The 25,704-nt window shown below is 65.8% G+C and carries 22 protein-coding genes and 1 other RNA gene; 10 read left to right on the plus strand and 13 right to left on the minus strand.

Annotated features, from left to right (window positions below; translation table 11 throughout):
• Positions 1–457 precede the first annotated feature (457 nt).
• Entirely contained in the window at positions 458–1,909 is a 1,452-nt protein-coding gene (locus ABLE86_RS10780; RefSeq protein ID WP_348778943.1) for an NAD-dependent succinate-semialdehyde dehydrogenase, read from the plus strand.
• A gap of 129 nt (positions 1,910–2,038) precedes the next feature.
• Here the strand turns inward: ABLE86_RS10780 and glmM are convergent, their stop codons facing one another.
• A complete protein-coding gene (gene glmM, locus ABLE86_RS10785; protein ID WP_348778944.1) occupies positions 2,039–3,391 on the minus strand; it encodes a phosphoglucosamine mutase in 1,353 nt (450 codons plus the stop codon).
• Positions 3,392–3,734: 343 nt separating this feature from the next.
• Here glmM and ABLE86_RS10790 point away from each other — a divergent pair, with 343 nt between their 5' ends.
• Positions 3,735–4,370 (plus strand): antifreeze protein, encoded by a 636-nt coding sequence (locus ABLE86_RS10790; protein ID WP_348778945.1) that lies wholly within the window; start codon positions 3,735–3,737, stop codon positions 4,368–4,370.
• A gap of 121 nt (positions 4,371–4,491) precedes the next feature.
• Here the strand turns inward: ABLE86_RS10790 and ftsH are convergent, their stop codons facing one another.
• From ftsH to tolQ, 8 genes are all read right to left on the minus strand, one after another.
• Positions 4,492–6,432, minus strand: a complete 1,941-nt coding sequence (gene ftsH, locus ABLE86_RS10795) for an ATP-dependent zinc metalloprotease FtsH (RefSeq protein WP_348778946.1) — start codon at positions 6,430–6,432, stop codon at positions 4,492–4,494.
• Positions 6,433–6,536: 104 nt separating this feature from the next.
• Complete coding sequence (tilS, locus tag ABLE86_RS10800; protein WP_348778947.1) at positions 6,537–7,919, minus strand: tRNA lysidine(34) synthetase TilS; 1,383 nt, start codon at positions 7,917–7,919, stop codon at positions 6,537–6,539.
• Positions 7,913–8,950: a tol-pal system protein YbgF gene (gene ybgF, locus ABLE86_RS10805; protein ID WP_348778948.1), complete on the minus strand. Its 1,038-nt coding sequence runs from the start codon at positions 8,948–8,950 to the stop codon at positions 7,913–7,915. Before ybgF ends, tilS begins: the two co-directional genes overlap by 7 nt.
• A 156-nt stretch (positions 8,951–9,106) precedes the next feature.
• Positions 9,107–9,613, minus strand: a complete 507-nt coding sequence (gene pal / locus ABLE86_RS10810; RefSeq protein WP_348778949.1) for a peptidoglycan-associated lipoprotein Pal — start codon at positions 9,611–9,613, stop codon at positions 9,107–9,109.
• A 203-nt stretch (positions 9,614–9,816) separates the two neighbouring features.
• Complete coding sequence (gene tolB, locus ABLE86_RS10815; RefSeq protein ID WP_348779217.1) at positions 9,817–11,109, minus strand: Tol-Pal system beta propeller repeat protein TolB; 1,293 nt, start codon at positions 11,107–11,109, stop codon at positions 9,817–9,819.
• A gap of 58 nt (positions 11,110–11,167) precedes the next feature.
• Positions 11,168–12,232, minus strand: a complete 1,065-nt coding sequence (locus ABLE86_RS10820; RefSeq protein ID WP_348778950.1) for a hypothetical protein — start codon at positions 12,230–12,232, stop codon at positions 11,168–11,170.
• Between the two features lie 4 nt (positions 12,233–12,236).
• Positions 12,237–12,698 (minus strand): protein TolR, encoded by a 462-nt coding sequence (gene tolR / locus ABLE86_RS10825; protein WP_348778951.1) that lies wholly within the window; start codon positions 12,696–12,698, stop codon positions 12,237–12,239.
• 14 nt (positions 12,699–12,712) lie between these two features.
• On the minus strand, positions 12,713–13,423 hold the full coding sequence (gene tolQ, locus ABLE86_RS10830) for a protein TolQ (RefSeq protein ID WP_348778952.1): 711 nt from the start codon (positions 13,421–13,423) through the stop codon (positions 12,713–12,715).
• A 335-nt stretch (positions 13,424–13,758) separates the two neighbouring features.
• On the opposite strand from tolQ, the gene ssrS reads away from it, so the two are divergent.
• The 7 genes from ssrS to ABLE86_RS10865 all read left to right on the plus strand — a co-directional run bounded on the left by ssrS (position 13,759) and on the right by ABLE86_RS10865 (position 18,738).
• Positions 13,759–13,915: non-coding RNA, 6S RNA (gene ssrS, locus ABLE86_RS10835), on the plus strand.
• 136 nt (positions 13,916–14,051) lie between these two features.
• Positions 14,052–14,627, plus strand: coding sequence for a 5-formyltetrahydrofolate cyclo-ligase (locus ABLE86_RS10840; protein ID WP_348778953.1), 576 nt, complete (start codon positions 14,052–14,054; stop codon positions 14,625–14,627).
• A gap of 93 nt (positions 14,628–14,720) precedes the next feature.
• A complete protein-coding gene (locus tag ABLE86_RS10845; protein ID WP_348778954.1) occupies positions 14,721–15,542 on the plus strand; it encodes a YmdB family metallophosphoesterase in 822 nt (273 codons plus the stop codon).
• A 70-nt stretch (positions 15,543–15,612) separates the two neighbouring features.
• The gene (locus ABLE86_RS10850; protein ID WP_348778955.1) at positions 15,613–16,380 is read left to right on the plus strand and encodes a TerC family protein; all 768 of its coding nucleotides are present in this window, start codon (positions 15,613–15,615) and stop codon (positions 16,378–16,380) included.
• Between the two features lie 112 nt (positions 16,381–16,492).
• Positions 16,493–17,242, plus strand: coding sequence for a YebC/PmpR family DNA-binding transcriptional regulator (locus ABLE86_RS10855; protein ID WP_348778956.1), 750 nt, complete (start codon positions 16,493–16,495; stop codon positions 17,240–17,242).
• A complete protein-coding gene (locus ABLE86_RS10860; protein WP_348778957.1) occupies positions 17,239–17,544 on the plus strand; it encodes a SelT/SelW/SelH family protein in 306 nt (101 codons plus the stop codon). Before ABLE86_RS10855 ends, ABLE86_RS10860 begins: the two co-directional genes overlap by 4 nt.
• Positions 17,545–17,658: 114 nt before the next feature.
• Positions 17,659–18,738: a D-alanine--D-alanine ligase family protein gene (locus ABLE86_RS10865; RefSeq protein WP_348778958.1), complete on the plus strand. Its 1,080-nt coding sequence runs from the start codon at positions 17,659–17,661 to the stop codon at positions 18,736–18,738.
• 141 nt (positions 18,739–18,879) lie between these two features.
• Here the strand turns inward: ABLE86_RS10865 and rpmE are convergent, their stop codons facing one another.
• Positions 18,880–19,101: a 50S ribosomal protein L31 gene (gene rpmE / locus ABLE86_RS10870; protein WP_348778959.1), complete on the minus strand. Its 222-nt coding sequence runs from the start codon at positions 19,099–19,101 to the stop codon at positions 18,880–18,882.
• 190 nt (positions 19,102–19,291) lie between these two features.
• On the opposite strand from rpmE, the gene ABLE86_RS10875 reads away from it, so the two are divergent.
• Positions 19,292–21,094 carry an ABC transporter transmembrane domain-containing protein gene (locus ABLE86_RS10875; RefSeq protein WP_348779218.1) on the plus strand — a complete coding sequence of 601 codons (1,803 nt, stop codon included), beginning with the start codon at positions 19,292–19,294 and terminating at the stop codon, positions 21,092–21,094.
• Here the strand turns inward: ABLE86_RS10875 and ABLE86_RS10880 are convergent, their stop codons facing one another.
• The 3 genes from ABLE86_RS10880 to ABLE86_RS10890 form a co-directional block, all read right to left on the minus strand.
• Positions 21,095–22,750, minus strand: coding sequence for an FAD-binding dehydrogenase (locus ABLE86_RS10880; protein ID WP_348778960.1), 1,656 nt, complete (start codon positions 22,748–22,750; stop codon positions 21,095–21,097). It lies immediately after the preceding gene.
• Positions 22,751–23,117: 367 nt separating this feature from the next.
• A complete protein-coding gene (locus ABLE86_RS10885) occupies positions 23,118–24,602 on the minus strand; it encodes a carboxypeptidase M32 (RefSeq protein WP_348778961.1) in 1,485 nt (494 codons plus the stop codon).
• Between the two features lie 73 nt (positions 24,603–24,675).
• The gene (locus ABLE86_RS10890) at positions 24,676–25,704 is read right to left on the minus strand and encodes a peptidoglycan -binding protein (RefSeq protein WP_348778962.1); all 1,029 of its coding nucleotides are present in this window, start codon (positions 25,702–25,704) and stop codon (positions 24,676–24,678) included.

Below are 25,704 nucleotides of genomic sequence, written 5' to 3' on the forward strand. Positions count from 1 at the left end.
GGGTGGCGGTCTCAGGGAGGGCGGACCAGTCGCAGAGACGCAAATCGCCGGCCGCACCCGAAGAATTGTCAGCTGGGAAAAAACAGCGTATCTGCATGCCGCGCGCGCTCGCGAGCAACCCGGAATTCTTTATCGATGAGGTGACATCGGCGCTCGACCCACTGGCGGCCAAGGGTGTCCGGAAACTTCTGGGCCGCCTGCCGGCGACAGGGGACGACCCATCTCTTTAATCACTTGCACGACCTTCAGATCGTCCAGGCGATCGCCGTTGAAGTCGTGCAAACGAACCGAGGCAGATTCTCCACCGCTGCCAAACGCGACGGAACACCCCTCTCGCGCCTGGTAGAGAAGGCTGCTCGCCCCGGTTCGGCAATTCAACACAAACCGGTGCGATAAGCCGCCGCCTGCGCGCGGATCTTCGTCGCAGCGACGACCCCGAGAAACTACGGAGACCCCGATGGCCGAAGCCGCCTACACCTATACCGACACCAAGCTGCTGATCGACGGCGAATGGCGCGACGGCCAGGGCGGCCGCACCATTCCCGTCATGGATCCGGCGACGGGTGACGAGATCGGCACCGTCGCCCATGCCGTGCGCGAAGACCTCGATGCTGCCCTGGCAGCCGCCGAGCGCGGCTTCGCGACCTGGCGCGCCGTGTCGGCGTTCGAGCGCTCCAAGATAATGCGCCGGGCGGCCGACCTCCTGCGCGCGCGCAAGGACCACATCGCCTGGCTGATGACGCGCGAGCAGGGCAAGCCGCTCGCCGAGGCCGGCGTCGAGATCATGGCCGCTGCCGACATCATCGACTGGTTCGCCGAAGAGGCGCGCCGCACCTACGGCCAGATCGTGCCGGCCCGCGCCGCCAACGTGCGGCAGGTGGTGACCAAGGAGCCGGTCGGCCCGGTTGCCGCCTTCACGCCGTGGAATTTTCCGATCAACCAGGTGGTGCGCAAGCTGTCGGCCGCGCTGGCCACCGGCTGCTCGATCATCGTCAAGGCGCCCGAGGAGACCCCGGCGTCGCCGGCCGAGCTGATCCGTGCCTTCCAGGACGCCGGCGTGCCCGCCGGCGTCATCGGCCTGGTGTTCGGCGTGCCGGCCGAGATCTCGGAATATCTCATCCCGCATCCGGTGATCCGCAAGATCTCGTTCACCGGCTCGACGCCGATCGGCAAGCAGCTGGCGGCACTCGCCGGCCTGCACATGAAGCGGGCGACCATGGAGCTGGGCGGCCACGCGCCGGCCATCGTGCTCGACGACGCCGATCTCGCCAAGGCGGTCAAGGCGCTGGCGGGCTCGAAGCTGCGCAACGCCGGCCAGGTCTGCATCTCGCCGACCCGCTTCCTCGTGCAGCGCAATGCCTTCGACGGCTTCGTCGACGGCTTCGTCGACACCTTCCGCGCCACCAGGGTCGGCAACGGCCTCGAGCCGGACACGCAAATGGGACCGCTGGCCAATGAGCGGCGCATCCCGGCGCTGGAGGCGCTGATCCAGGATGCCGTCGAGCGGGGCGCGGAGCTGCGCACCGGCGGCCGCCGCATCGGCAACACCGGCAATTTCTTCGAGCCGACCGTGCTCGCCAATGTGCCCACCGACGCCAGGGTGATGAACGAGGAGCCATTCGGCCCGTTGGCGATCATCAACCGCATCGACACGCTGGACGAGGCCATCGCCGAGGCCAACCGCCTGCCGTTCGGCCTGGCGGCCTATGCCTTCACCAGCTCGCTCGAGGCCGAGCATCGCCTGTCGACCGAGATCGAGGCCGGCATGACCACCATCAACCACATCGGCCTGTCGCTGCCCGAGGTGCCGTTCGGCGGCATCAAGGATTCCGGCTACGGCGTCGAGGGCGGGTCGGAAGCGACCGAAGCCTACCTCATCACGAAGTTCGTGACCGTCAGCGCGAGCTGACGCGGCGGGACGAATCGAAAAGAAAAGCGCGGCAGGCGAGTGCCTGCCGCGCTTTTTCATGTCGGGCGTTCGGGCAAGTGCTTTCTGCGCGACCGCAGCAGCAATCCTTGCCCTCGGCTAAAAATGTGATCAGGCGGCGGTCTTTACGTCGGCGATGACGCCGACGATGTCGTTGACCACGGTCTCGACCAGCTTGGGGTCGTCGCCTTCGGCCATGACGCGAATCAGCGGTTCGGTGCCGGAGGGCCGGATGACCAGACGGCCCGACGTGCCGAGGCGGTTGCGCGCTTCCTCGATCGCTTCCTTGACCGGCGCGGCCTCAAGCGGCTTGCCGCCGGAGAAGCGGACGTTCTTCAGCAGTTGCGGCACCGGCTCGAACTTGCGGCACAGCTCGCTCACCGGCTTGTTCTGCCGCTTCAGGCAGGCCAGCACCTGCAGGGCCGAAACCAGGCCGTCGCCGGTGGTGGAGAAGTCGGACAGCACCATGTGGCCGGATTGCTCGCCGCCGACATTCAGGCCGTGGGCGCGCATGTGTTCGACCACATAGCGGTCGCCGACCTTGGTGCGGTGAAGCTGCAGGCCGATATTGTCGAGGAAACGCTCAAGGCCCAGATTGGACATCACGGTGGCCACGACGCCGCCGCCGGAAAGCCGGCCGGCATCGTGCCAGGACTCTGCAATCAGCGCCATGATCTGGTCGCCTTCGATCACCGTGCCGTTTTCGTCCACGATCACCATTCTGTCGGCATCGCCGTCGAGCGCGATGCCGATGTCGGCGCGCACTTCGTGCACCTTCTTGGCCAGGCTCGCCGGATGGGTCGAGCCGCATTCCTCGTTGATATTGAAGCCGTTAGGGTCGTCATGGATGGCGATGACCTCGGCTCCGAGTTCCCACAGCGCGGCCGGTGCCACCTTGTAGGCGGCGCCGTTGGCGCAGTCGATCACGATCCGCAGGCCGGCCAGCGACATGGAGCGCGGCAGGGTGCGCTTGGCGAATTCGATGTAGCGGTCGTGAACGCCGTCGATGCGCTTGGCGCGCCCCAGCGCGTCGGCATCGGCCAGGGCAATGTCGATGTTCTGGTCGAGCAGCGCCTCGATGCGCATCTCGATCTCGTCCGACAGCTTGTAGCCGTCAGGCCCGAACAGCTTGATGCCATTGTCGAAGTAGGGGTTGTGGGAGGCAGAGATCATCACGCCGATGTCGGCGCGCAGCGAGCGGGCAAGCATGGCCACCGCCGGCGTCGGAACGGGGCCGAGCAGGAACACGTCCATGCCGGCCGCGCAGAAGCCGGCCACCATCGCGTTCTCGATCATGTAGCCCGACAGGCGCGTGTCCTTGCCGAGCACGACGCGGTGGCGGTGGTTGCCGCGCTGGAAGGAAAGGCCGGCCGCCATCCCTACCTTCATGGCGATTTCGGCCGTCATCGGAAATTTGTTGGCCCGTCCCCGGATTCCGTCCGTGCCGAAATAGCGCCTGCTCATACGCGTACAGTATCCCCAGTCGTGACTCTCGCTCCCGTGGCCGCTTTTGCCATAGGAAGACGGGCGAGATGCATCACATTGTGTGATTCTCTGTTACGAACCTTTCAAAATTCTTTTCGATCAGGCCGGTTTTCCAGCCTTGTTGATCACGCGCCCTGCCGCAGCGGCTGCGAGCAACACCTGCCGCCGCTCCCCATTCCAGACGCGCCAGGCCCGCTCCGCTTTCGCCTCCGTCCGCACCGGAACGCAGCAACCCCGTCGCGCATTACTAGGCACTGGCGCCGATGCCGCCGCGAGCTAGCGCGTGCGGAATTTCTGAGGGCGGCAGCAACGGAGAAATGCCATGCTCATCAATCGACTTGTCACCCTGTCCGGCCTCGCGGTGATTGCCTGTTTCATGGCAGCGCCGGCGAGCGCGCTCACCATGAAGGAATGCAGCGCCAAGTACAATGCGGCCAAGCAGGCCGGGACCTTGAACGGCCAAAGCTGGAATCAGTTCCGCAAGGCCCAGTGCGCCGCCGATGCCGGTGCAACGGCGACCGAACCCGCCAAGCCCGAGAAGAAGTCAGCCAAGACCAGCAAGAACGCAACTGCCGCCGGCAAGGGCCTGACCATGAAGGAATGCAGCGTCAGGTATAACGCTGCCAAGGATGCCGGCACGCTTGGCGGCAAGTCCTGGAACCAGTTCCGAAAGGCCGAGTGCGGCGCATCAGCTGCCGAGGATGAGACCGTTCCGAACCTAGGCCAGGCGACCTACAAGGGCGAGCCGGAGAAGCCGACCACCACGGCGCCGCGCGGCGTCAAGTTCCCCAGCGCCGTCGACAGCAAGTTCTCGAACGAAACACCCGGCAAGGCGCGGCTGCACACCTGCCTCGAGCAGTACTACGCCAACAAGGATGCCAATGCGCTGGGCGGTCTGAAGTGGATCCAGAAAGGCGGCGGCTATTACAGCCTCTGCAACGCCAAGCTGAAGGGCTGAAAGCCCGCGAGCGCTCTGATATCGGAGGCGGAGAGCGCATCGCCCGATCCGCTGCACTCCAAAGAAAAACGCCGCCGGCGGGTGCCAGCGGCGTTTTTCTCTGTTCATGGCCTGTGAGGCGTCAGCCCTGCGGCTGCGGCTCCATACCGCCTTCGGGCTCCTCGCCGCCCTTCTTGCGGCGGCCGCCGCTGGCGCCGGCCTTCGGCACCGCGGAGCCGCGGCTCGGCGGCGTGTCGTCGCCCAGGTCGCGCGAGGGCTTCTGGCCGGCAATGAGTTGCTTGATCTCGTCGCCGGAAAGCGTCTCGTATTCCAGCAGGCCCTCGGCCAGCGCGATCCAGTCCTTCTTCTTCTTGGTCAGGATCTGGCGCGCGGTGGTGTAGGCCTCCTCGATCAGCCGGCGCACTTCGGCGTCGATGATCTGCGCGGTCTCTTCCGAGACGTTCTGCTGGCGGGCCACCGAATGGCCCAGGAACACCTCTTCCTGGTTCTCGCCATAGGCGACCTGACCGAGCTTGTCGGAGAAGCCCCAGCGGGTGACCATGGCACGCGCCAGCTTGGTGGCCTGGTCGATGTCGGAGGAGGCGCCGGAGGTGATGTTCTCCTTGCCGAACTTGATCTCCTCGGCCACGCGGCCGCCCATCATGATCGCCAGCCGCGAGATCATGTATTTGTAGCTCATCGAGTAGCGGTCGCCTTCCGGCAGCTGCATGACCATGCCCAGCGCGCGGCCGCGCGGGATGATGGTCGCCTTGTGCAGCGGATCGGCGGCCGGCACGTTCAGCGCCATTATGGCGTGGCCAGCCTCGTGATAGGCGGTCAGCTCCTTCTCGGCCTGGGTCATGGCCGAGGAGCGGCGCTCCGCGCCCATCATGATCTTGTCCTTGGCGTCTTCGAACTCGGCCATGGTCACCAGGCGCTTGTTGCGCCGCGCGGCCATCAGCGCGGATTCGTTGACCAGGTTGGCAAGGTCGGCGCCGGAGAAGCCGGGAGTGCCGCGCGCGATCACCTTCAGGTCGACGTTCGGCGCCAGCGGCACGTTGCGCACATGCACCTTCAGGATCTTCTCGCGGCCGACGATGTCCGGGTTGGGCACCACGACCTGGCGGTCGAAGCGGCCCGGACGCAGCAGCGCGGGGTCCAGAACGTCGGGGCGGTTGGTGGCCGCGATGAGGATGATGCTCTCATTGGCCTCGAAGCCGTCCATCTCGACCAGCAACTGGTTCAGCGTCTGCTCACGCTCGTCGTTGCCGCCGCCCAGGCCGGCGCCGCGATGGCGGCCGACCGCGTCGATTTCGTCGATGAAGATGATGCAGGGCGCGTTCTTCTTGGCCTGCTCGAACATGTCGCGGACACGGCTTGCACCGACGCCGACGAACATTTCGACGAAGTCCGAACCCGAGATGGTGAAGAAGGGCACGTTGGCTTCGCCGGCCACCGAGCGGGCCAGAAGCGTCTTGCCGGTGCCGGGAGGGCCGACGAGCAGCACGCCGCGCGGGATCTTGCCGCCCAGGCGCTGGAACTTCTGCGGGTCGCGCAGGAACTCGACGATTTCTTCAAGGTCCTGCTTGGCCTCGTCCACGCCGGCAACGTCCTGGAAGGTGACGCGGCCATGCGCCTCGGTCAGAAGCTTGGCCTTGGACTTGCCGAAGCCCATAGCGCGGCCGGAACCCGACTGCATCTGGCGCATGAAGAAGATCCACACGCCGAGGATCAGGATCATCGGCAGCCACGACAGCAGCATGCCGAAGATCGAGCTGGAGCCGTCATTTTCGGGGCGCGCGGTGATGGTGACGTTCTTGTCCTCAAGCTTCTGTACCAGCGCCGGATCGCTCGGCGAATAGGTCTGGAAGCCACTCGAACTGTCGGTGTAGGTGCCGGAAATCCGGTCGCCGGCAATCGTCACGGTCTTGACGCGCCCTGCGGCTACATCCTTGAGGAAATCCGAATAGGCGACGTCGCTGGAGGCACCCCGCGTCTGCGGCGTCTGGAACAGGTTGAACAGAGCGATCAGCAGGACGGCAATGATCGCCCAGAGCGCAAGATTGCGGTAATTCGGATTCATCGATTTTCCTGTTGTGCCCGAAGCCGGGCACGCATCGTTGATAGCAGCGTCGCACTAACATAGGCACGCCCAAGAGCAATGCCAAGCAGAAGCGCACGGTTCGGTTAAGCCTTAGATGCAGTCCCGGCCAATATTGTGGCGGCTAAAGGTGGATCCGGTGGCATCGGCGCGCCGATCAATGCAGCCAGCGCGCGCGCCGGTGCCAGATCGAAGCTGGGCATGAAGTGCGCCCACGGCGCAACAAGGGGCAGGGCGCCGATCCCGCTGGTGCCCTCGGCGGAAAGGGACCCCAGGCATTCATTGCCGCGCCATAGGGCCGGCAGGGCCGCGGCCGCCGCACGCAGGAGGCTTTCAGGGGCCTCTGCGAGTTGGATTCGTGCCCTTTTAGCCTGTGCCGCGCCCAATGGCGCGACCGCAACGCCAGCCGTCGCAACCGCCGCCGACAGCCGGTAACGGCCATCCCATGTGATTCCTTGTTTCGGCTCCTGCGGAGCAGGCAGGTTGCGGGCCTCGCGGCGCAGGAAAATGCCCGCGCGCCGCGCATCGACCACAGTCCGCGACAATGTGGCGCAAAAGATCTCACTCGCGAGCCGGCGAAAAATTCCCGCCGTGCGCTCTTCGTCGGGCAGGAAGGACGTGCCGCCCGCCGCGGCCAGCAGAATCCGCAGGGCGTAGACGGCCGCTTCGGGGCCGGCTGCCGCGAAAGCCGGATCGAGCCGGACAAGGCCGGGGGCGGGGCAAGTGGCGTGGGCGCGGATCAGCCCGGCGGCCTGGTCGCCGAGGCGCTGGCGTTGCCGCGCGGCGTTTTCGGCGAGCGCCAGCGCCTCGGCAAACTGCGCGGCATCGCCCCGGCCAAGTGCTGCGCGCAGGCGCGGGCGCTCGAAGGCCTCGTTGACGTTGGTCGGGTCTTCCAGCCAGGTTTCGCCCTGCGCACGCAGGAAATCGCGCAACGCTTCGCGCCGGGCGCCGAGCAGCGGCCGGGCGATCCAGACCGCGCCGCCGAACAGCGTCGCCGGCGCCATGCCGGCAAGCCCACGCGCCTCAGGCCGGGCGTCGTGGCGGGCGCGGCGCATCAGCACCGTCTCGGCCTGGTCGTCGGCGGTGTGGCCGGTCAGGATCACATCCGTGCCCTCCAGCGCCGCCGCCTCGGCCAGCAGGCGGTAGCGGGCCTCGCGCGCGGCGGCGGGAATGCCGGTCGTGGGCTTGTCGCCGGTCCAGGTCATGGTGCGATGGGCAATGTCGTGGCGCGCCGCAAAGTCCGCGACCTGCGCAGCCTCTGCCGCCGAGCCGGGCCGCAGGCCATGGTCGACCGTCACCGCAACCAGGCGGGTGTCCGGGGCGCTTCGGTCGAGAAAGGATTTTGTCAGGAGAAGAAGAGCGAGCGAATCGCTGCCGCCGGAAACCGCAGCGATCAGCGTGCGGCGGCGGCCGAAGTCGAAGGTCGAAAAAAGCCGCTGCGGGTCGAGTTGCGCCCGTGGCTTCAGCACGCTGCCCGCGCCTGTTCCTGTTTGACGCGATCCTTGAGCGCGCTGGACAGGTTCGGATAGCGCTTGCCGATTTCGCCGAAGGTGGCGCAGGCGACGTCGCGCTGGTTCAGGCCGGCGAGCGAAATGCCGAGCTTGAGCAGCATCTCGGGGGCCTTCTTGGATTTCGGATGGGCCTTGTTTGCGGCCAGGAACACTTCCGCGGCGTCGCGGTACTTCTGCTGGCCAAGCAGGGCCTCGCCGAGCCAGAATTGCGAATCGGCCGCTTTCGGGTCGTTCGGGAAGCGGGCCATGTGGTCGCGAAATCCGGTCTCGGCCGTGCCGTAGTCGCCCGAAAGGATGAACTGGTAGGAATTGCGGTAGAGCTCGTCCGGGTCGTCGGTGGCCGGCAGGGCCGCAACCTCTGTTTCGCCGCCGGTGGGTGCGGCTGCGGCGTCGGCGGCGATCTGGTCGCCTATGCTGCCGCCGGTGACGTTGCCGCTGGCGTCGAAGGTGATGGTGCCGAAGCTTTTCGGGGGCGTGCCCGGGGCGTTCGCATCCGCCGTGGTCTGGCTGCTGCCATGGCTGCCGATGCCCCGTTCGGCCTCGCCTGAAGGGGCAGCCGCGACATCGGTCTCGGCCGGGCCGCTAGGTGAGGGCGTCGCGGAGTTCTCCGCGACGCTCTTGTTGGTCTTGCCAGGCGTGGCGTCCGACTTCTTGTTGTTTTCCAGCTCCTGGAAGCGGAACTCGTTGTCTTCCTGCATCTTGCGAAGCTGCTCCTGCATCTGCAGGATCTGGAAGTTGAGTTCCTCCACCGTGCCGTTGAGCGAGCGGATCTGGTCCTCCAGCCCGCCGACGCGGGGGTCGGTGGCCTGTGCAAGCTGGGTGGTGGCGCCGTTTGCGGAAGAAAATACGCCCGGAAGCGCAGTGTCGGGCAGCGGAACGGCCAGGTTCGCGCCGCTCGGGGCCGCCGGCTGGGAGCGATCGCTCGCCTGCGCGGGGCCGAACAGCAGGAAAGCGGCAAGCGTGCCGCTCAGGATCGATCGAAAATACATGTGCCTCTCGTCAATGAAACGGGAAATGCCAATACGCGGGTGTCGCGTGCCATCTTTTATCAGTGTGCGAGACTTCGGCCAAATTTTGATTGCGGCGCAAGACGAAAAAAGGCGACCGCAAGGGCCGCCTTCTGTGATGCATTGTTGCAACAGCGCTTAGCTGCCGGCGCCACCCAGCGTGGTGACGGCACGGCGGTTCTGCGACCAGCAGGAGATGTCGTCGCACACGGCCACCGGACGTTCCTTGCCATAGGTGATGGTGCGGATGCGATTGGCCGCGACACCGCGCGAAACGAGGTAGTCGCGGGCGGCGGCGGCGCGGCGGGCACCCAGCGCCAGGTTATATTCGCGCGTGCCGCGCTCGTCGGCATGGCCTTCGACCACGATCGCGTAGTTGCCGTACTTGTTCAGCCACTGCGCCTGGCGGCTCAGGATGCCCTGTGCGTCGGCACGGATCGAAGTGGAGTCGGTGTCGAAGAAAATACGGTCGCCGACATTCACGGTGAAGTCCTGGGCCGAGCCCGGGGTGGCCGCGCCCGCACCGCCCAGGCCGAGGTCCGCGGCGCTGTTCGGGGTCTTCTTGGATGCGCAGCCGGCGAGCGCCAGCGACGCCATGAGGGCGATGGTCACGGGGTTGGTTGCAAGTTTCGCGATGCGGCGCATCCCGCCTCTCCTTCGCATTCGAGTGATTTCGTTGATCGACCAGTAACCACGTTGCGGTTAACCGGCGTACAAGAGTTATGGTTAACGTTTGGTTTAGGCCGCCCGTCCGCAGCCATGAGGCCTATGTTCGTGTCTTCCGCACCCTAGGCCGAAATGCGGCGGAAACGCGGCGTTCGGGTGAACGCCGCGCCTCGGAAAGGCAGCTATTCCAGCAGCGGCGACCAGGCCGGGTCGGAGGCGAAGTTCGCCGTCGGCACCGGCTGCTCGTTGCGGCCGGTCAGGTCGATGGAATAGAGGCGGGGTCCGCCCGAGCCGGCGGCCTCGCGGAAGAACATCAGCACGCGGCCGTTGGGGGCCCAGGTCGGGCCCTCCTGCTGGAAGCCGCTGGTCAGGATGCGCTCGCCCGAGCCGTCGGTGCGCATCACGCCGATCTGGAACTGGCCGCCCGACTGCTTGGTGAAGGCGATCAGGTCGCCGCGCGGCGACCACACCGGCGTGGAGTAGCTGCCCTCGCCGAAGGAAATGCGGGTCTGGCCCGAGCCGTCGGCATTCATCACATAGATCTGCGGCCGGCCGCCCCGGTCGGAGGTGAAGACGATCTTCGAGCCATCCGGCGAATAGGAGGGCGAGGTGTCGATGGAGTTGGAGTTGGTCAGGCGCGTGGTGGTGCGGCTGCGCAGATCCATCGAGAAGACGTTGGAATTGCCGTCGTCACGCAGCAGGCTCATGATCACGCGCTGGCCATCGGGCGAGAAGCGCGGCGCAAAGGTCATGCCGGGGAAATTGCCCACCAGTTCGCGCTGGCCGGTTTCGATCTGCAAGAGATAGACCTGCGGCTGGCCGCTTTCATAGGACATGTAGGTGATTTCCTGACGCGTCGGCGAGAAGCGCGGCGTCATGGCGATCGAGCGGCCGTCCGACAGGTAGCGCACATTGGCGCCGTCCTGGTCCATGATGGCCAAGCGCCGCTTGCGCTGGGTCTTGGGGCCGGATTCGTCGATGAAGACGATGCGGGTGTCGAAATAGCCCTTCTCGCCGGTCAGCCGCTCATAGATGGCGTCGGCGATGATATGGGCCACGCGGCGCGAATTGGCCTTGGAGGAGAAGAACTGCTCGCCCGCCAGCTGCTGGCCGGCAAACGTGTCCCAGAGGCGGAACTGCGCGCGCAGGCGGCCGTCGGCCTCCTGGGTCACGCGGCCGGTAACCAGCGCCTGCGCGTTGATGACCTTCCAGTCCTCGAAGCGCGGCGCGGCGTCGGGGTTGGAGATCTTCTCGATGAAGGCGCGCTTGTCGATCGGCGCAAACAGGCCCGAACGCTTCAGGTCGGCGGCGACGATGCTGGAGATTTCCGCGCCGATGCCGTCGCCCGACAGGAAGTCGGTGATGGCGACGGGCAGGGGCTCGACATTGCCCTTGTTGACGTCGATTTCCACCAGCGCGCGCGCCGGCAGCGTCGCAAAGGTGCTCATGCCGGCAGCAAGCGCCCCCATGAGCATGATCGTTTTGAAGAAATTCTTCATGAAGCTCGGCCTCTTTGGTCCAATTTGCGGATGGTCAAAACATCTCGCTCGGGTCGAAATTGACGATGACGTCCGCCCAGGCGTCGTATTTGTCGGCGGGCAGGTTGTAGGGTGAGCATTTCAGCACGGCGCGGCGCGCCGACTCGGCCGCGGCGCGCTCGACGCCGCTTGAACCGCCGCCGGAAATGACTTCTGCGCCGCCGTCGACTGCGCCGCTGCGGTCCAGCTTGAACTTCACCGACACGCGCAGGTTCTGCGCGTCGAGGGCACCCGCCGGAATGTTCCAGCAGCGCTGGATCTGTCCGCGCAGCGCATCCATCTCGCTCTGGGAGAGCTTGGCGCCATTGTTGTTGCTGCGGTCGCCGCCCAGCGAAGCCTGTTCGCTCGAGCGCTTGGCGCCGCCGCCGGCCGCCTTCTCCTTGCTCAGAAGGGCGGCGATCTCGTCGGAGTTGAACGACTTCTCGTCCGACTTCTGGGCGGCGGAAGCCGGCTTGGTCGGCTTCTCGGCCTCCTTGCGGTCGGGCGTCTTGGCGGCCTGGGGCTTCTCCGGCTGCGGCTTCGCCGCCGGTGCGGGCGCCGACTTGGGCAACTGCATGGCCTCGGCGTTGGGGCTTTCCGCGGCGATGGCCTCGGCCACCTGGTCGGGCTTTTCCTGCTGCTTGGGTTGCGGCTGCGGTTCCGCTTCCTTCACCGGCGTCGGCTCCGGCTTCGGCTCGGGCTGCTTCACCGGCTCGGGCTTGGGCTGGTCCACTGGCTTTTGCGTCGGCTCCGGCGAGGGCGGCGGCGCATCCGCCGATTCCACCGGCTTGGGCTTGGCCTCCGGCGTCGGCTTCTTGTCGGTGTCGATATTGTTTTCGCCCACCTTCTCGGCGTCGGGCACGATGTCGGGACGCTTGGTCGGCTTGGGCGCCGGCTTCTCGTTCATCGGCGCCTTTTTGTCGCCCTGCTGGATCTGGGTGATCGACTCGATGGGCACGATGTCGACGGGCAGGGACTCCACGTCCGTCACCTCGAAGGCGCGCGGCGCCGACAGCGTGAACAGGCCCAGCCCCAGCGCCGCAGCATGCAGAACAACCGATGTGGTGAGACCGGTTCTCATGCCCTTACTGGTTGTCCTGTTCCTGCAGGGTCACGAGGCCGAGATTCTTGTAGCCGGCGGCCGAGACGCGCGCCATCACCTTCATCACGGTGCCGTAGTCGGCGGTCTTGTCGCCGCGCACATAGATGCGTTCGTCGTAGCCGGTCTTGGAGATCGCCTCCAGCTTGGCCACGATCTCGTCGAGCTCTATCTCGGTTTCCTGCAGATAGATCTGGCCCTTGTCGTTGACCGAGACAGTGATCGGCTGCGTCTCCGAATTCATGGCCTTGGCCTGGGTTTCGGGCAGGTCGATCGGCACGCCGACGGTGAGCAGCGGCGCCGCCACCATGAAGATGATGAGCAGCACCAGCATCACGTCGACGAACGGCGTGACGTTGATTTCGGATATCAGGCCGCCCTTGCCGCGGCCGCGCCTTCTGCCGCGTCCGCCTCGGCTCGATCCGCCTGCGCTTACAGACATTCCCATGATTGCTCGTCCCCTCAGCCCTTGTGGGCGACCTTCTCATCGATTTGGCGCGACAGTATGGCGGAGAACTCGTCGGCAAAGCCTTCCATGCGGGTGGCGAGCTTGCCGGCATCCGATGAAAGCTTGTTGTAGGCGATAACCGCGGGGATAGCCGCGAGCAGGCCGATGGCGGTGGCCAGAAGCGCCTCCGCGATGCCCGGCGCCACCACGGCCAGGTTGGTCGACTTCGAGCCGGCGATCGCCTGGAAGGAGGTCATGATGCCGACCACCGTGCCGAACAGGCCGATGAAGGGCGCGGCCGAGCCGATGGTTGCCAGGAAGCCGAGCTGGCTCTCCATGCGTTCCATCTCGCGGGTCAACGCCAGATCCATGGCCTTGTCGATGCGCGTCTGCAGGCCGAGAGGCGACTTGGCGCCCTTCTCGAAGCTCTTCTTCCATTCGCGCATAGCGGCGACGAAAATCGAGCCCATGCCGATCGTCTTGCGGTCGGAAAGGGTGCGGTAGAGCTCCTCCAGCGACTGGCCTGACCAGAATATCTGCTCGAAGCGGTTCAGCGCGCTGCGCATGCGCCCATAGCTGATGGTCTTGTCGATGACGATGGCCCAGGTCCAGATCGAAGCGCCGAGCAGGCCGAGCATGACCAGCTTCACAACCCAGCCGGCCTGCCAGAACAGCGCCCAGATGGATAGTTGTGCGCCCGGTTCGGCGAGTGCGATGTTTTCCATGTTCAGACAGTCCCTAAAATTTCCGGGCGTGGCTCGCGGCTAGCCCATGCGCATGATCCCATGTGGTCCGTTTGCGAAGCTTCCGGAATGTCCCCAAAATGCGCCGTTCGGGGCCTTTTCAGGGCGAAATTTGGTAAAAGGAAGGCGTCGAAAACACGCAATCTTCACCAGCTTCTTCATGGACTGTTATGGTTAAAGATGAGTTAGGAATAAGGCGGAGTTTCTTGCGCGCCTGTAGTTGACGGGGCTTGCCGGCACGCTGGTCGCAACCATCGGCGGCAATTCTCTTGCGCGCCCTCTGGCATCGGGGCGCACCGCGGTTTATATTCCTTGTCGGCGGTCTGCGCCTCTCGGCAGGAGTAACATTTCCCCGGGGCCTTATCGATCCTTAAGGGAGCTGTCCCTGGGAAGACCCGTGGGTTTTCTCATACGGCGCCCACCTACTTTGTAGGTTCCCGGGATCGACTTCTCCACCGGTTGTGTGGATCGTCACTTCCCTTCCAATTCGTCTCTCGGGCAGCCCGATTTCGCGCCGCGTCGCGAAATTGTCGCTGCCGCGATGCTTCCCGAAACTGGCGTTTTCCATCCTGGCGCGGCATAAGGGCGCCAAAGCGGGGCAGGTGAAGCCGTGACGGAACTGAAGGCATTGAAGAAGCAATTGCGCGCCGAGGCGCTGGCCAGGCGCAATGCGCTGCCGGTCGAATGGCGCATCGAGGCATCGCTCGGCATGGTAGAGGCCGCCAAGGCCATTCCCGTCGAGCCGGGCACGATCGTCTCCGGCTTCTGGCCGATACGCTCCGAGGTCGACGTTCGCCCGCTGATGTTTGCCCTGCAGGAGAGGGGCGCGCGGCTCTGCCTGCCGGCAGTCCTCGACAAGACGACCATCGTGTTCCGCGAACTGTTGCGCGGCGCCGAGCTGGTGGAGACCGGGTTCGGCACCGCCGGCCCCGGAGAGGACGCCTCGGTCCTCGACCCGGATGTGATGCTTATTCCACTGGCCGCCTTCGACGCGCGCGGCCACCGCATTGGCTACGGCGCCGGCTATTACGACCGCGCCATCGCCCGCCTGCACGACAAGGGCCTGCAACCTCGCATGATCGGGGTTGCCTTCGACTGCCAGGAGGTGCCGCTGGTGCCGGACGAGCCGCACGACGTGATCATTCCCGAAATCCTTACAGAAAGCGGGTTGCGCCGCTTCGGTTGACCTCTGTAGAAGGGGAGCGTCCGGCGGACTGCGACCAGGCAGCGATCGCGCTCGCGTCGGCGACGCTGGCATCGCTCGCAGGATCAGACTTTCATGAGACTACTCTTTCTCGGTGACATGGTCGGCAAGTCCGGCCGCACGGCGGTCTGGGAAAGGCTGCCCGGGCTGATCTCCGACTTCCGGCTCGATTTCGTCATCGTCAACGGCGAGAACGCCGCCGGCGGCTTCGGAATTACCGAGGAGATCTTTCGCGAGACGCTGAATGCCGGCGCCGATGTCGTGACCACCGGCAACCACGTCTGGGACCAGCGAGAGGCGCTGACCTTCGCACCGCGCGAGGATCGCTTCCTGCGCCCGGCCAACTTTCCGAAGGGCACGCCGGGGCGCGGCTCCGGCCTCTACATCGCCAGGAACGGCGCACGCGTGCTGGTTTCCAACATCATGGGCCGCGTCTTCATGCATCCCGAGCTCGACGATCCGTTCCAGGCCGCCGAGCGCGAGCTTGCCGCCTGCCCGCTCGGCGAGCAGGCCGACGCGGTCGTCATCGACTTCCATGCCGAGGCGACCAGCGAGAAGATGTGCTTTGCACATTTCGTAGACGGCCGCGCCAGCCTTGTCGTGGGCACGCACACCCACCAGCCCACCGCCGACCACCAGATCCTCAATGGCGGCACCGCCTATCTGACCGATGCCGGCATGTGCGGCGACTACGATTCCTCGCTCGGCATGGACAAGGAAGAGCCGCTCAACCGCTTCCTGTCCAAGGTGCCCAAGGGCCGCTTCGAGGCTGCAAACGGCCCGGCCACCATCTGTGGCGTTGGTGTCGAGATCTCGGACAGCACCGGTCTTGCCGAAAAGGTCGCGCCACTTCGGCTCGGGGCCCGGCTTGAAGAAACCGTGCCATCTTTCTGGTAGGCGGCGTTGAAGTAGGGCAGGTGCCTACCTACCTCTGCCGGACATTATCCGGACAGGGAACCCACCGCAGATGCCGATCATCGAGTTTCTGGCGCCGCACTTCGCCTTCCTGAGCGAACCGACGGCCTGGGCGGCCCTTGTCACGCTTATCGTGATGGAGGTGGTGCTCGGCATCGACAACCTGATCTTCATCTCAATCCTCACCAACAAGCTGCCGAAGGAACAGCAGTCGCGGGCGCGCCGGCTGGGCATCGGCGCAGCCCTGATCATGCGGCTGCTGCTGCTCGCCACCATCTCCTTCATCGTGCAGCTGACCACGCCGGTCTTCACCGCCTTCGGCCACGCCTTCTCATGGCGCGACATCATCCTGATCGCCGGTGGCCTGTTCCTGGTCTGGAAGGCCACGCGTGAAATCCACCAGGCCGTCGATCCGCACAGCGAAAACGAGCACGACATCGCCAGCGGCACGCTGAAGCTCAGCCTCGGGGCGGCGATCTTCCAGATCCTGCTGCTCGACCTGGTGTTCTCGGTGGATTCGATCATCACCGCCGTGGGCATGACCGACGAGATCGTCATCATGTACATCGCCGTCATCGCTGCCGTCACCGTGATGCTGGTGGCGGCCGATCCGCTGGCCAAGTTCATCGCAGCCAACCCCAGCATCGTCATGCTGGCGCTGGGCTTCCTCCTGATGATCGGCATGACGCTGATTGCCGACGGCATGGGCTTCCACGTGCCCAAGGGCTATATTTATGCAGCGATGGGTTTTTCGGCGCTGGTCGAGGCGCTCAACATGCTGGCGCGGCGTCGCCGCAGCGAAGGCGAGGGCGGCCGGTAGGCAAGGTCGCCTTTGCTTGCCGCCGAAAGGTGGTCCGGCTGGACGTTTGGCCGCGATTTATTTATAAGCCGGCCCATTCCAGATAGCCGAATTCAACGACAGCAGGGGTTCCATGGCTGGCCATTCACAATTCAAGAACATCATGCACCGCAAGGGCCGCCAGGATGCAGCGCGGTCCAAGATGTTTTCCAAGCTCGCGCGCGAAATCACGGTTGCGGCCAAGCAGGGCCTGCCTGACCCGGCGATGAACCCGCGCCTCAGGCTGGCGATCCAGAACGCCAAGGCCGAGTCGATGCCGAAGGACAACATCCAGCGCGCCATCAACAAGGCTTCGGGCGGCGACGCCGAGAACTATGAGGAAGTGCGCTACGAGGGCTATGGCCCGGGCGGCATTGCCGTCATCGTCGAGGCGCTGACCGACAACCGCAACCGCTCTGCCTCAAATGTGCGCGCCGCCTTCACCAAGGCCGGCGGGGCGCTCGGCGAAACCGGCTCGGTTGCCTTCATGTGGGACCGCGTCGGCGAGATTGTCTACCCGGCCTCCGCCGGCAGCGCCGACAAGGTAATGGATGCGGCCATCGAGGCCGGTGCGGAAGACGTCCAGTCCGACGAGAACGGCCACACCATCCTGTGCGCCTTCGAGGACCTGGGCGATGTTTCCAAGGCGCTCGAAGCCTCGCTTGGCGAAGCCCAGTCGGTCAAGCCGATCTGGAAGCCGCAGAACAACATCCCGGTGGACGAGGATCGCGCCCAGTCCATCCTCAAGCTCATCGCCACCCTCGAGGACGACGACGACGTGCAGAACGTCTACGCCAATTTCGAGGTCGACGAAGCGACCCTCGCCAAGCTCAGCGCGGCATGACCACGCCTGCGCCGAAGGCCCGCATCGCCATCACCTACTGCACCCAGTGCATGTGGATGCTGCGTGCGGGCTGGCTGGCGCAGGAACTGCTCTCCACCTTCGGCACGGATCTCGGCGAGGTGGCGCTGGTGCCGGGCACCGGCGGCATCTTCGAGATCACCTGCAACGGCGAACTCGTCTGGGAGCGCAAGCGCGACGGCGGCTTCCCGGAAGCCAAGGTGCTCAAGCAGCGCGTTCGCGACATCATCGATCCCGAGCGCGATCTCGGCCATTCGGACCGCAAGGCAACCGACCCGGCCTGAATCCATCTGGATTTCAGTGGCAGGCCCAACCGCATCGCCACAGATAAGCGCCAATCGCCTTCCATTCGATATGCGCCCTGATTTCCAGGCGGCACTCCATCGAGGGAACAAAGCATGACATCGAGGCCACGCGTTGCAGTTCTGTTCGGCGGGCGCTCCGCCGAGCATGAGGTTTCCATCCTTTCCGCAAGCAACGTGGTCAAGGCGATCGACGCCGCCAGTTACGAGGTGGTGCCGATCGGCATAGGCCGCGATGGCCGCTGGTTCCTGGCTTCTCTCGGCCCTGACGGCGCATTGCCCCAGGCGGTGCCCGGAAGCGGCACGGAGGTGAGCCTCCTGCCCGGCGGCAAGGGGCGGCTGGTCGCGGTGCCTGACGCCGGTGCACCATTCGAACTGCCGAAGATCGACGTGCTCTTTCCCGTCCTGCATGGCCCGTTCGGGGAGGACGGCACGGTGCAGGGCCTGGCCGAGGTTGCGGACGTGCCTTACGTCGGCTGCGGCGTGCTCGGCTCGGCCAACGCCATGGACAAGGATGCGGCCAAGCGGCTGATGAAGGAGGCCGGGCTGCCTGTGGCGCGTGGCGTGACCGTGCATGCCGGCGAGCGGCCTTCCTTCGAAGCTGTCAAGGCGCAGCTGGGCTTGCCGGTCTTCGTCAAGCCGGCGCGACAGGGCTCTTCGGTGGGCGTGAGCAAGGCCGAGACGGCCGCGCAGCTGGAAACCGCGCTGGACGAGGCTTTCAGGCACGACCGCAAGGTGCTGATCGAGGAGTTCGTGGCGGCCCGCGAGGTCGAGTTCGCGGTGCTCGAGCAGGTCGACGGAGCGCTGATTGTTTCAGTGCCGGGCGAGATCGTGCCGGCCGCAAGCCACGGCTTCTATACCTACGAGGCCAAATATATCGATGCCGAAGGGGCTGCCCTGCGCATTCCCGCCGAGCTGCCGCAGGCGGCGACGGGCGCGCTGCAGGAGATCGCCCGCAAGGCCTTCCTGGCGCTCGGTTGCGAGGGCATGGCGCGTGTCGATTTCTTCGTTCGCGCCGACGGCAGCGCGCTCGTCAACGAGGTCAACACCATCCCCGGCTTCACCAACATCAGCATGTATCCGAAGACGCTCGCCGCAAGCGGCATCGCCTATCCCGACCTCGTCGGCCGGCTGATCGAGCATGCCGTGGCGCGCTGGCAGCGGCAGACCGCATGATCCGAACCGAAGGACCGCGTCAGCGAAAAGTTGCAGACTTTTCGGACAAGATCATGCGGCAACAAAAGCATGATCCCGAACCAACAAAAAAACCCGCCTCGAAGGCGGGTTTTTTTACAATCTCGGACTCGATGGCGCGGCTTAGATGCCAAGGCCTTCGTAGCGCTTCTTGAACTTCGACAGGCGGCCGCCGCGGTCGAGCAGCGTCTGCTGGCCCCCGGTCCAGGCCGGATGGGTCGACGGATCGATGTCGAGGTTCATCGTGTCGCCTTCCTTGCCCCAGGTCGAGCGCGTCTGGTATTCGGTGCCGTCAGTCATGACGACCTTGATGACGTGGTAGTCGGGATGGATATCGGCCTTCATCGCACTTTTCCTGCTTTTGGGCGCGGTTCGCGGCTTGCGCCTGCGGCGATGCGCCTCTTTTGAAAATTCAAAGCCGCAGCTATTGAGAGGCCGCGGCTTCTAAAACGGTCGGCGTGCCTATACATCAGGCAAATGCGAATCTCAAGGCCGCAGCGGCGGTTTCGCGCCGATGACCGAAAGGACGGACAAGATGGCTGAAACCGGGCGGACTGTGGAAAAGCAAACCCGTCGCTCCCTCAAGCCGCTACGCAGCCTCTCTCCCTACCTCACGCGCTATCGCGGCCTCGTGGTGGGCGCCGGCGTGTCGCTGGTCATGGCCGCGGCCACCACGCTGACGCTGCCCATCGCCGTGCGGCGCATGATCGATCACGGCTTCTCCACTTCCGATTCGGGCTTCATCGCCAGCTATTTTTCCATGCTGGTGATCATGGCGGCATTGCTGGCGCTGGCTTCGGCCTGCCGCTATTATTTCGTCATCACGCTGGGCGAGCGTGTGGTGGCCGACATCCGCCGCGACGTCTTTGCCCATGTCACCCGGCTGTCGCCGGCCTTCTTCGACACCGCGCAGTCGGGCGAGATCGTGTCGCGGCTGACCGCCGACACCACCCAGGTGAAGTCGGCCGTCGGTGCCACGGCTTCCGTTGCGCTGCGCAACCTCATCCTCTGCTTCGGCGCCATCGGCATGATGGTGGTCACCAGCCCCAAGCTTTCCGGGCTGGTGCTGGCCGCCATTCCGGTCATCGTGCTGCCGCTGGTGGCTTTCGGCCGCTCGGTGCGCCGCAAGTCGCGCGCCGCGCAGGACACGCTGGCCGACGCCACGGCCTACGCCAGCGAGCAGATCGGGGCCATGCGCATCCTGCAGGCCTTCACCAACGAGAAGCTGGTGACGGGCCGCTTCGCGCGCGCCGTGGATATTTCTTTCGAGGCGGCACGCTCGTCCATCCTTGCGCGCTCCTTCCTCACCTTCTTTGCCATCTTCACCATTTTCGCCTCCGTGGTGGCGGTGCTGTGGTTCGGCTCGCGCGACGTGCTGTCGGGCTCGATTTCTGCCGGCACGCTCGGCCAGTTCCTGCTCTACTCGGTCTTCGCAGCCGGCGCGCTCGGCGCCCTGTCGGAAGTGTGGGGCGACCTCAGCCAGGCGGCGGGTGCTGCCGAACGGCTCACGGAAATCCTCGCCGAAGAGCCGCAGATCATCGCGCCGGCCACACCCCTGGCATTGCCGGCAAAGGCCGAGGGCCGGGTCGAGTTCCGCGACGTCTCATTCGCCTATCCGGCACGGCCCGACCGGCCGACGCTGCACAATGTCAGCTTTTCGATCCAGCCGGGCGAGACGGTCGCGATCGTCGGCCCTTCGGGCGCGGGCAAGAGCACCATCTTCTCGCTGATCCTGCGCTTCTACGACCCCCTTTCGGGCTCGGTGCTGATCGACGGCGTGGACGTCTCCAGGGCCGATCCGCAGGCGGTGCGCGCGCGCACGGCAATCGTGCCTCAGGACGTCACCGTCTTTGCCGCGACGGCCGGCGAGAACATCGCCTTCGGCCGGCCGGGCGCCTCGCCGGATGATATCCGGGCGGCGGCGCGCGATGCGCTGGCCGACGAATTCATCGAAAAGCTCGAGAAAGGCTATGACACGCCGGTTGGCGAGCGCGGCGTCATGCTGTCGGGCGGCCAGCGCCAGCGCGTGGCGATAGCCCGCGCCATCCTGCGCGACGCGCCGATCCTGCTGCTGGACGAGGCCACCTCCGCGCTCGACGCGCAGAGCGAAACTGCGGTGCAGACCGCGCTGGAGCGGCTGATGCAGGGCCGCACCACAATCGTCATCGCCCATCGGCTCGCGACAGTGCTCAAGGCCGACCGCATCCTGGTGATGGATGGCGGCCGCATCGTCGAGGAAGGCACCCACGCCTCGCTGGTGCGCAAGGGCGGCGTCTATGCCGAGCTCGCCCGCCTGCAGTTCGAGACCGGCGCCACCGCCTTCCAGGCGGCGGAGTAGCTATCGCCCGGCCGCATGCCTTCCGGCGGCGCGGCCCGAAAAAATGCAGCCGCCAAGGAACGTGCCTTCCAGCGCGTTGTAGCCGTGGTAGCCCCCGCCGCCGAAGCCGGCCACCTCGCCCGCCGCATAAAGGCCGGGAATCGGCTCGCCGGCCGCATCCAGCACCTGCGCGTTGAGATTGGTGTGCAGCCCGCCCAGCGTCTTGCGGGTGAGGAAGTTGAGCCGCACGGCGATCAATGGGCCGTTGGCCGGATCGAGGATCTTGTGCGGCCTGGCCGTGCGCACCAGGCGGTCGCCGAGATAGTTGCGCGCGCCGCGTATGGCGGTTACCTGCGCATCCTTCGAGAACGGATTGTCGATTTCCCGGTCGCGCGCCTCGATCTGGTTACGCAGATGGTCGTGGTCGATCAGTTGCTCGCCTGTCAGCGCGTTCATGCCCTCCACCAGATCGCGAAGATTGTCGCGCACCACAAAATCCTCGCCGTGCTGCTTGAAGGCTTCCACCGGCGGCGGCGCGCCGGCCCCGCGCCGGCTTTTCAGCACCGCGCGCCAGCTCTTGGACGTAAAATCCGGGTTCTGCTCGGAGCCCGAAAGCGCGAACTCCTTCTTGATGATTTTTTGGGTCAGCACGAACCAGGAATAGTCTTGGCCCGTCGCCAAAATCGCCTTCAGCGTCGACAGCGTGTCGAAGCCGGGCAGGCACGGCGCAGCCAGCCGGTTGCCCCGCGCGTCGAACCACAGCGACGACGGCCCGGGCAGGATGCGGATGCCGTGGTTCGGCCAGATCGGCGCCCAGTTCTTCACGCCCTCGGTGTAGTGCCACATGCGGTCGCCATTGATGACCGAAGCACCCGCTTCCTGTGCAATCGCCACCATGCGCCCGTCGACATGATGCGGCACGCCGGCGACCATGTTCTTCGGCGGGGGCCCGAGGCGTTCCCGCGGCCAGTTCTGCCGCACCAGCTCGAAATTGCCGCCGATGCCGCCGGGGGTGACCAGCACCGCGCCAGCGCTGAACTCGAATTCGCCGACCGTGCCGCGCCCGGACTTTTGGCCGCGCTCCACGGTGGACGGTTCGAGGATTTCGCCGGCGATGCCGGTGATCGCGCCATTGGTCCTGATCAGTCGGCTGGCCTGATGTCGGAACTTCAGCTCGATCCGCTCCGCCGAGGTGTGTTCGCGCACGCGTCGCAAGAACGGTTCCAGCACGCCGGGGCCCGTGCCCCAGGTGATATGGAAGCGCGGCACGGAGTTGCCGTGGCCGGTGGCCAGCGCGCCGCCCCGCTCGGCCCAGCCCACCACCGGAAACCAGCGCATGCCCTGCGCGTGCAGCCAGGGGCGCATTTCGCCGGCCGCGAAGTCGATGAAAGCTTCGGCCACCTTGCGCGGCCAAAAGTCCTCCGGCCGGTCGAACTGCGCCGAGCCCAGCCAGTCCTGCAGCGCAAGCTCGCGGCTGTCCCTGATGCGCATGCGGCGCTGCTCGGGACTGTCGACGAAGAACAGTCCGCCCAGCGACCAGAAGGCCTGGCCGCCGAGCGAGTTTTCGCCTTCCTGTTCGAGGATGATCACCCGCTTGCCGGCATCCGCCAGCTCGGCCGCTGCCACCAGTCCGGCCAGCCCGCCGCCCACGACGATCGCATCCGCCTGCTCCGCCATCCTTTTGGTCTCCCTCACCTCACGGCCAGTTTCGGCGAAAGGCGGGGGAGATCAAGCGGGAAAATGGGGAGGGCACTTTCGCCGGCGCAACGCCCGCAAGGCAGGGGACAATCGCATATGGATCGTGATTGACCGGCCTTGTACCCCCACCCCTAACCCCTCCCCACAAGGGGGAGGGGGACGATCTCGTCATCATGGTCACCAAAAACGGTGAAGATTGGTGCTGGAGGCAGTCCAACGAAGTTCCCCTCCCCCTTGTGGGGAGGGGTAGGGGTGGGGGGCCTTTCAAATGCGATTGCCCCGCCCGCAAGGCAGGGGGCGAGGAAACGCCAAGCGCCGGAGGGTATTCTTCGTCCCGATCGGGGCATCAAACCCCGTAGCGCTGCTTCAGATGCTCCGTGAAATACTTCGCGTTCAGCTTCTCGCCCGTTGCGCGTTCCAGAAGCTCCGGCGTCGAATAGCGCGAGGCCTGCGACCAGATGTTGTCGCGCCGCCAGCTGTTCACCGTCTCGAAATCGCCCCTGGCGATCTCTTCATTCACGTCCGGATGCTGCCGCGTCAGCGCCGCCCATTGCTGCGCCGCCATCATGGCGCCCAGCGTATAGGAGGGGAAATAGCCGAAGGCCGCGCTCGGCCAGTGCACGTCCTGCATCGGGCCGTCGGCCGGGTTGTCGATGGTGGAAAGGCCGAGATAGTCGCGCATCTTGGCGTCCCAGGCTTCCGGCAAGTCGACCGGGCTCAGCTTGCCGCTCACCAGCTCCTGCTCCAGCTCGAAGCGCAGGATTACGTGCAGCGGATAGGTCACCTCGTCGGCGTCGACACGGATCAGGCCGGGCTCCACCTGGTGGACATGGGCGAGGATGTCGGCCTTGTTCCAGTGCTCGCCGAGATGTTCTTCCATCAGCGGCAGCCCCCAGTCCCAGAAGGCCGGGTTGCGACCGAGCTGCTTTTCCACGAACAGGCTCTGGCTCTCGTGCACGGCCATGCCGCGCGCCTTGCCGAGCGGCCAGTGCGACCATTCCTGCGGCAGGTTCTGTTCGTAGAGCGCGTGGCCGGTCTCGTGCAGCACGCCCATCAGCGAAGACAGGAAGTCGGTGGTCTTGTAGCGGGTGGTGATCCTCACGTCCGTCGGCACGCCACCGCAGAACGGATGGTGCGAGACCGACAGGCTGCCGCGCGTCAGATCGAAGCCCACCGCCGCCATCATCGCAAGGCCCAACTCGCGCTGCCGCTCAAACGGGTAGACGCCGGAGAGCGGTTTCAGCGGCGTCTTTGCCAACCGCGCGGCCTGCGCCTCCAGCGCTTCCGGCACGAAGCCCTTCAGGAAAATCTTCAGTTCATCGAACACCGGCGCAATGTCGGCGGCGCGGTTGCCGGGGTCATATTGCTCCATCAGCGCGTCATAGGGGGCAAGACGGAGCGCGTCGGCGCGCATGGCGGCTTCCTCGCGCACCAGTGCGATCACGCCCTCCAGCGCCGGCAGGAAGCCGGCCCAGTCGTTCTTGGCGCGCAGGTCGCGCCATAGCTGCTCGCAGCGCATGCGCGCCACCGTCTGCCGCTCGACGAATTCGGAGGGCAGGCAGGTCATGTTGGTGTATTGCCGCTTGAATTCGCGCAGAGCGGCCTGGCGGTCGATGTCCAGCGCCTCGCCTTCGGCAGCGCCGATCCAGTCGGCGATTTCCGGAGCGGTCGCCTGCCGATGGTGCATGCCAGCGATTGCCGCAATTGCCTCGGCGCGCTTCTCGCCGCCGCCCACCGCCATGTGGGTCGCCTCGTCGGCGCCGAGAATGGCCAGCGCGTGTTCCAGCGCCTCGAGCTTGCGGCCGAGCTGGTCGAGTTTTGCGAATGACATGGTGCCTCCGGACTTTCTGCTGGTCGGAGAGGAACACCAACGCGCCGCGGCATGCAAGCCCCGGCGCAGCGCCTCAGCGCTCCGTCAGCTTCAGCTCGATGCGGCGGTTGCGCGAGCGCGCCTCGTCGGTGCCGGCCGCGTCCAGCGGCTGGTATTCGCCGAAGCCGGCGGCCACCAGCCGGTTGGCCGGCACGCCGTTCTCGATCAGGAATTTCACCACCGAGGTCGCGCGGGCCGAAGAGAGCTCCCAGTTGTCGCGATAGCGCCCGGCGCCTGAAAGCGGGCGGTCGTCGGTGTGGCCGTCCACGCGCAGCACCCAGTTGATCTCGGGCGGAATTTCCTTCTGCAGGTCGATGATGGCGTCGGCCAGCTTCTTCATCTCGGTGCGGCCGGCATCGTTGATGACCTCGGAGCCGACCGGAAACAGCACTTCCGACTGGAAGACGAAACGGTCGCCGACGATGCGGATGTTCTCGCGATCCGACAGGATTTCGCGCAGGCGGCCGAAGAAGTCGGAGCGATAGCGGTTCAACTCCTGCACCCGCTGCGCCAGCGCCACGTTGAGCCGCTTTCCGAGGTCGGCGATCTTGGTGTTGGATTCGCGATCCTTGGCCTCGGAGGCTTCCAGCGCCTGTTCCAGCGCGCCGATCTGCTTGCGTAGCGCAGCGATCTGCTGGTTCAGCAGTTCGACCTGCGACAGCGCCCGCTGGCTGACCTGGCGCTGCTCGTCCAGTTCGCCGCTCAGCGAGCCGATGCGTGCTTCGGCTGCCGCGCCGGCGCCCGAGCCCTGCGCCAGAAGCTGCTCCAGCCGGCTCTTTTCTGATTCCATGGCCGAAAGCGATGCCTGCAGGTTGGCCAGCGAATCCTGCGCGTCCTGGCTGTTGGATTTTTCCAGCGCCAGAAGCTGCGTCAGCTCGTTGATCTGCGAGTTGAGGCGGTTCAACACCTCGTCCTTGCCGGTGATCTCGCGGCTGAGCAGGAACTGCGCCAGCACGAAGACGGAAAGCAGGAACATGATGGCCAGGAGCAGCGTCGACAGCGCGTCGACGAAGCCCGGCCAGTAGTCGATGCGGCGGTCGCTGCGCCGGCGGCTCAGCGCCAT

It is taken from the genome of Mesorhizobium sp. KR2-14, assembly GCF_040049255.1.
Classification (GTDB): domain Bacteria; phylum Pseudomonadota; class Alphaproteobacteria; order Rhizobiales; family Rhizobiaceae; genus Pseudaminobacter.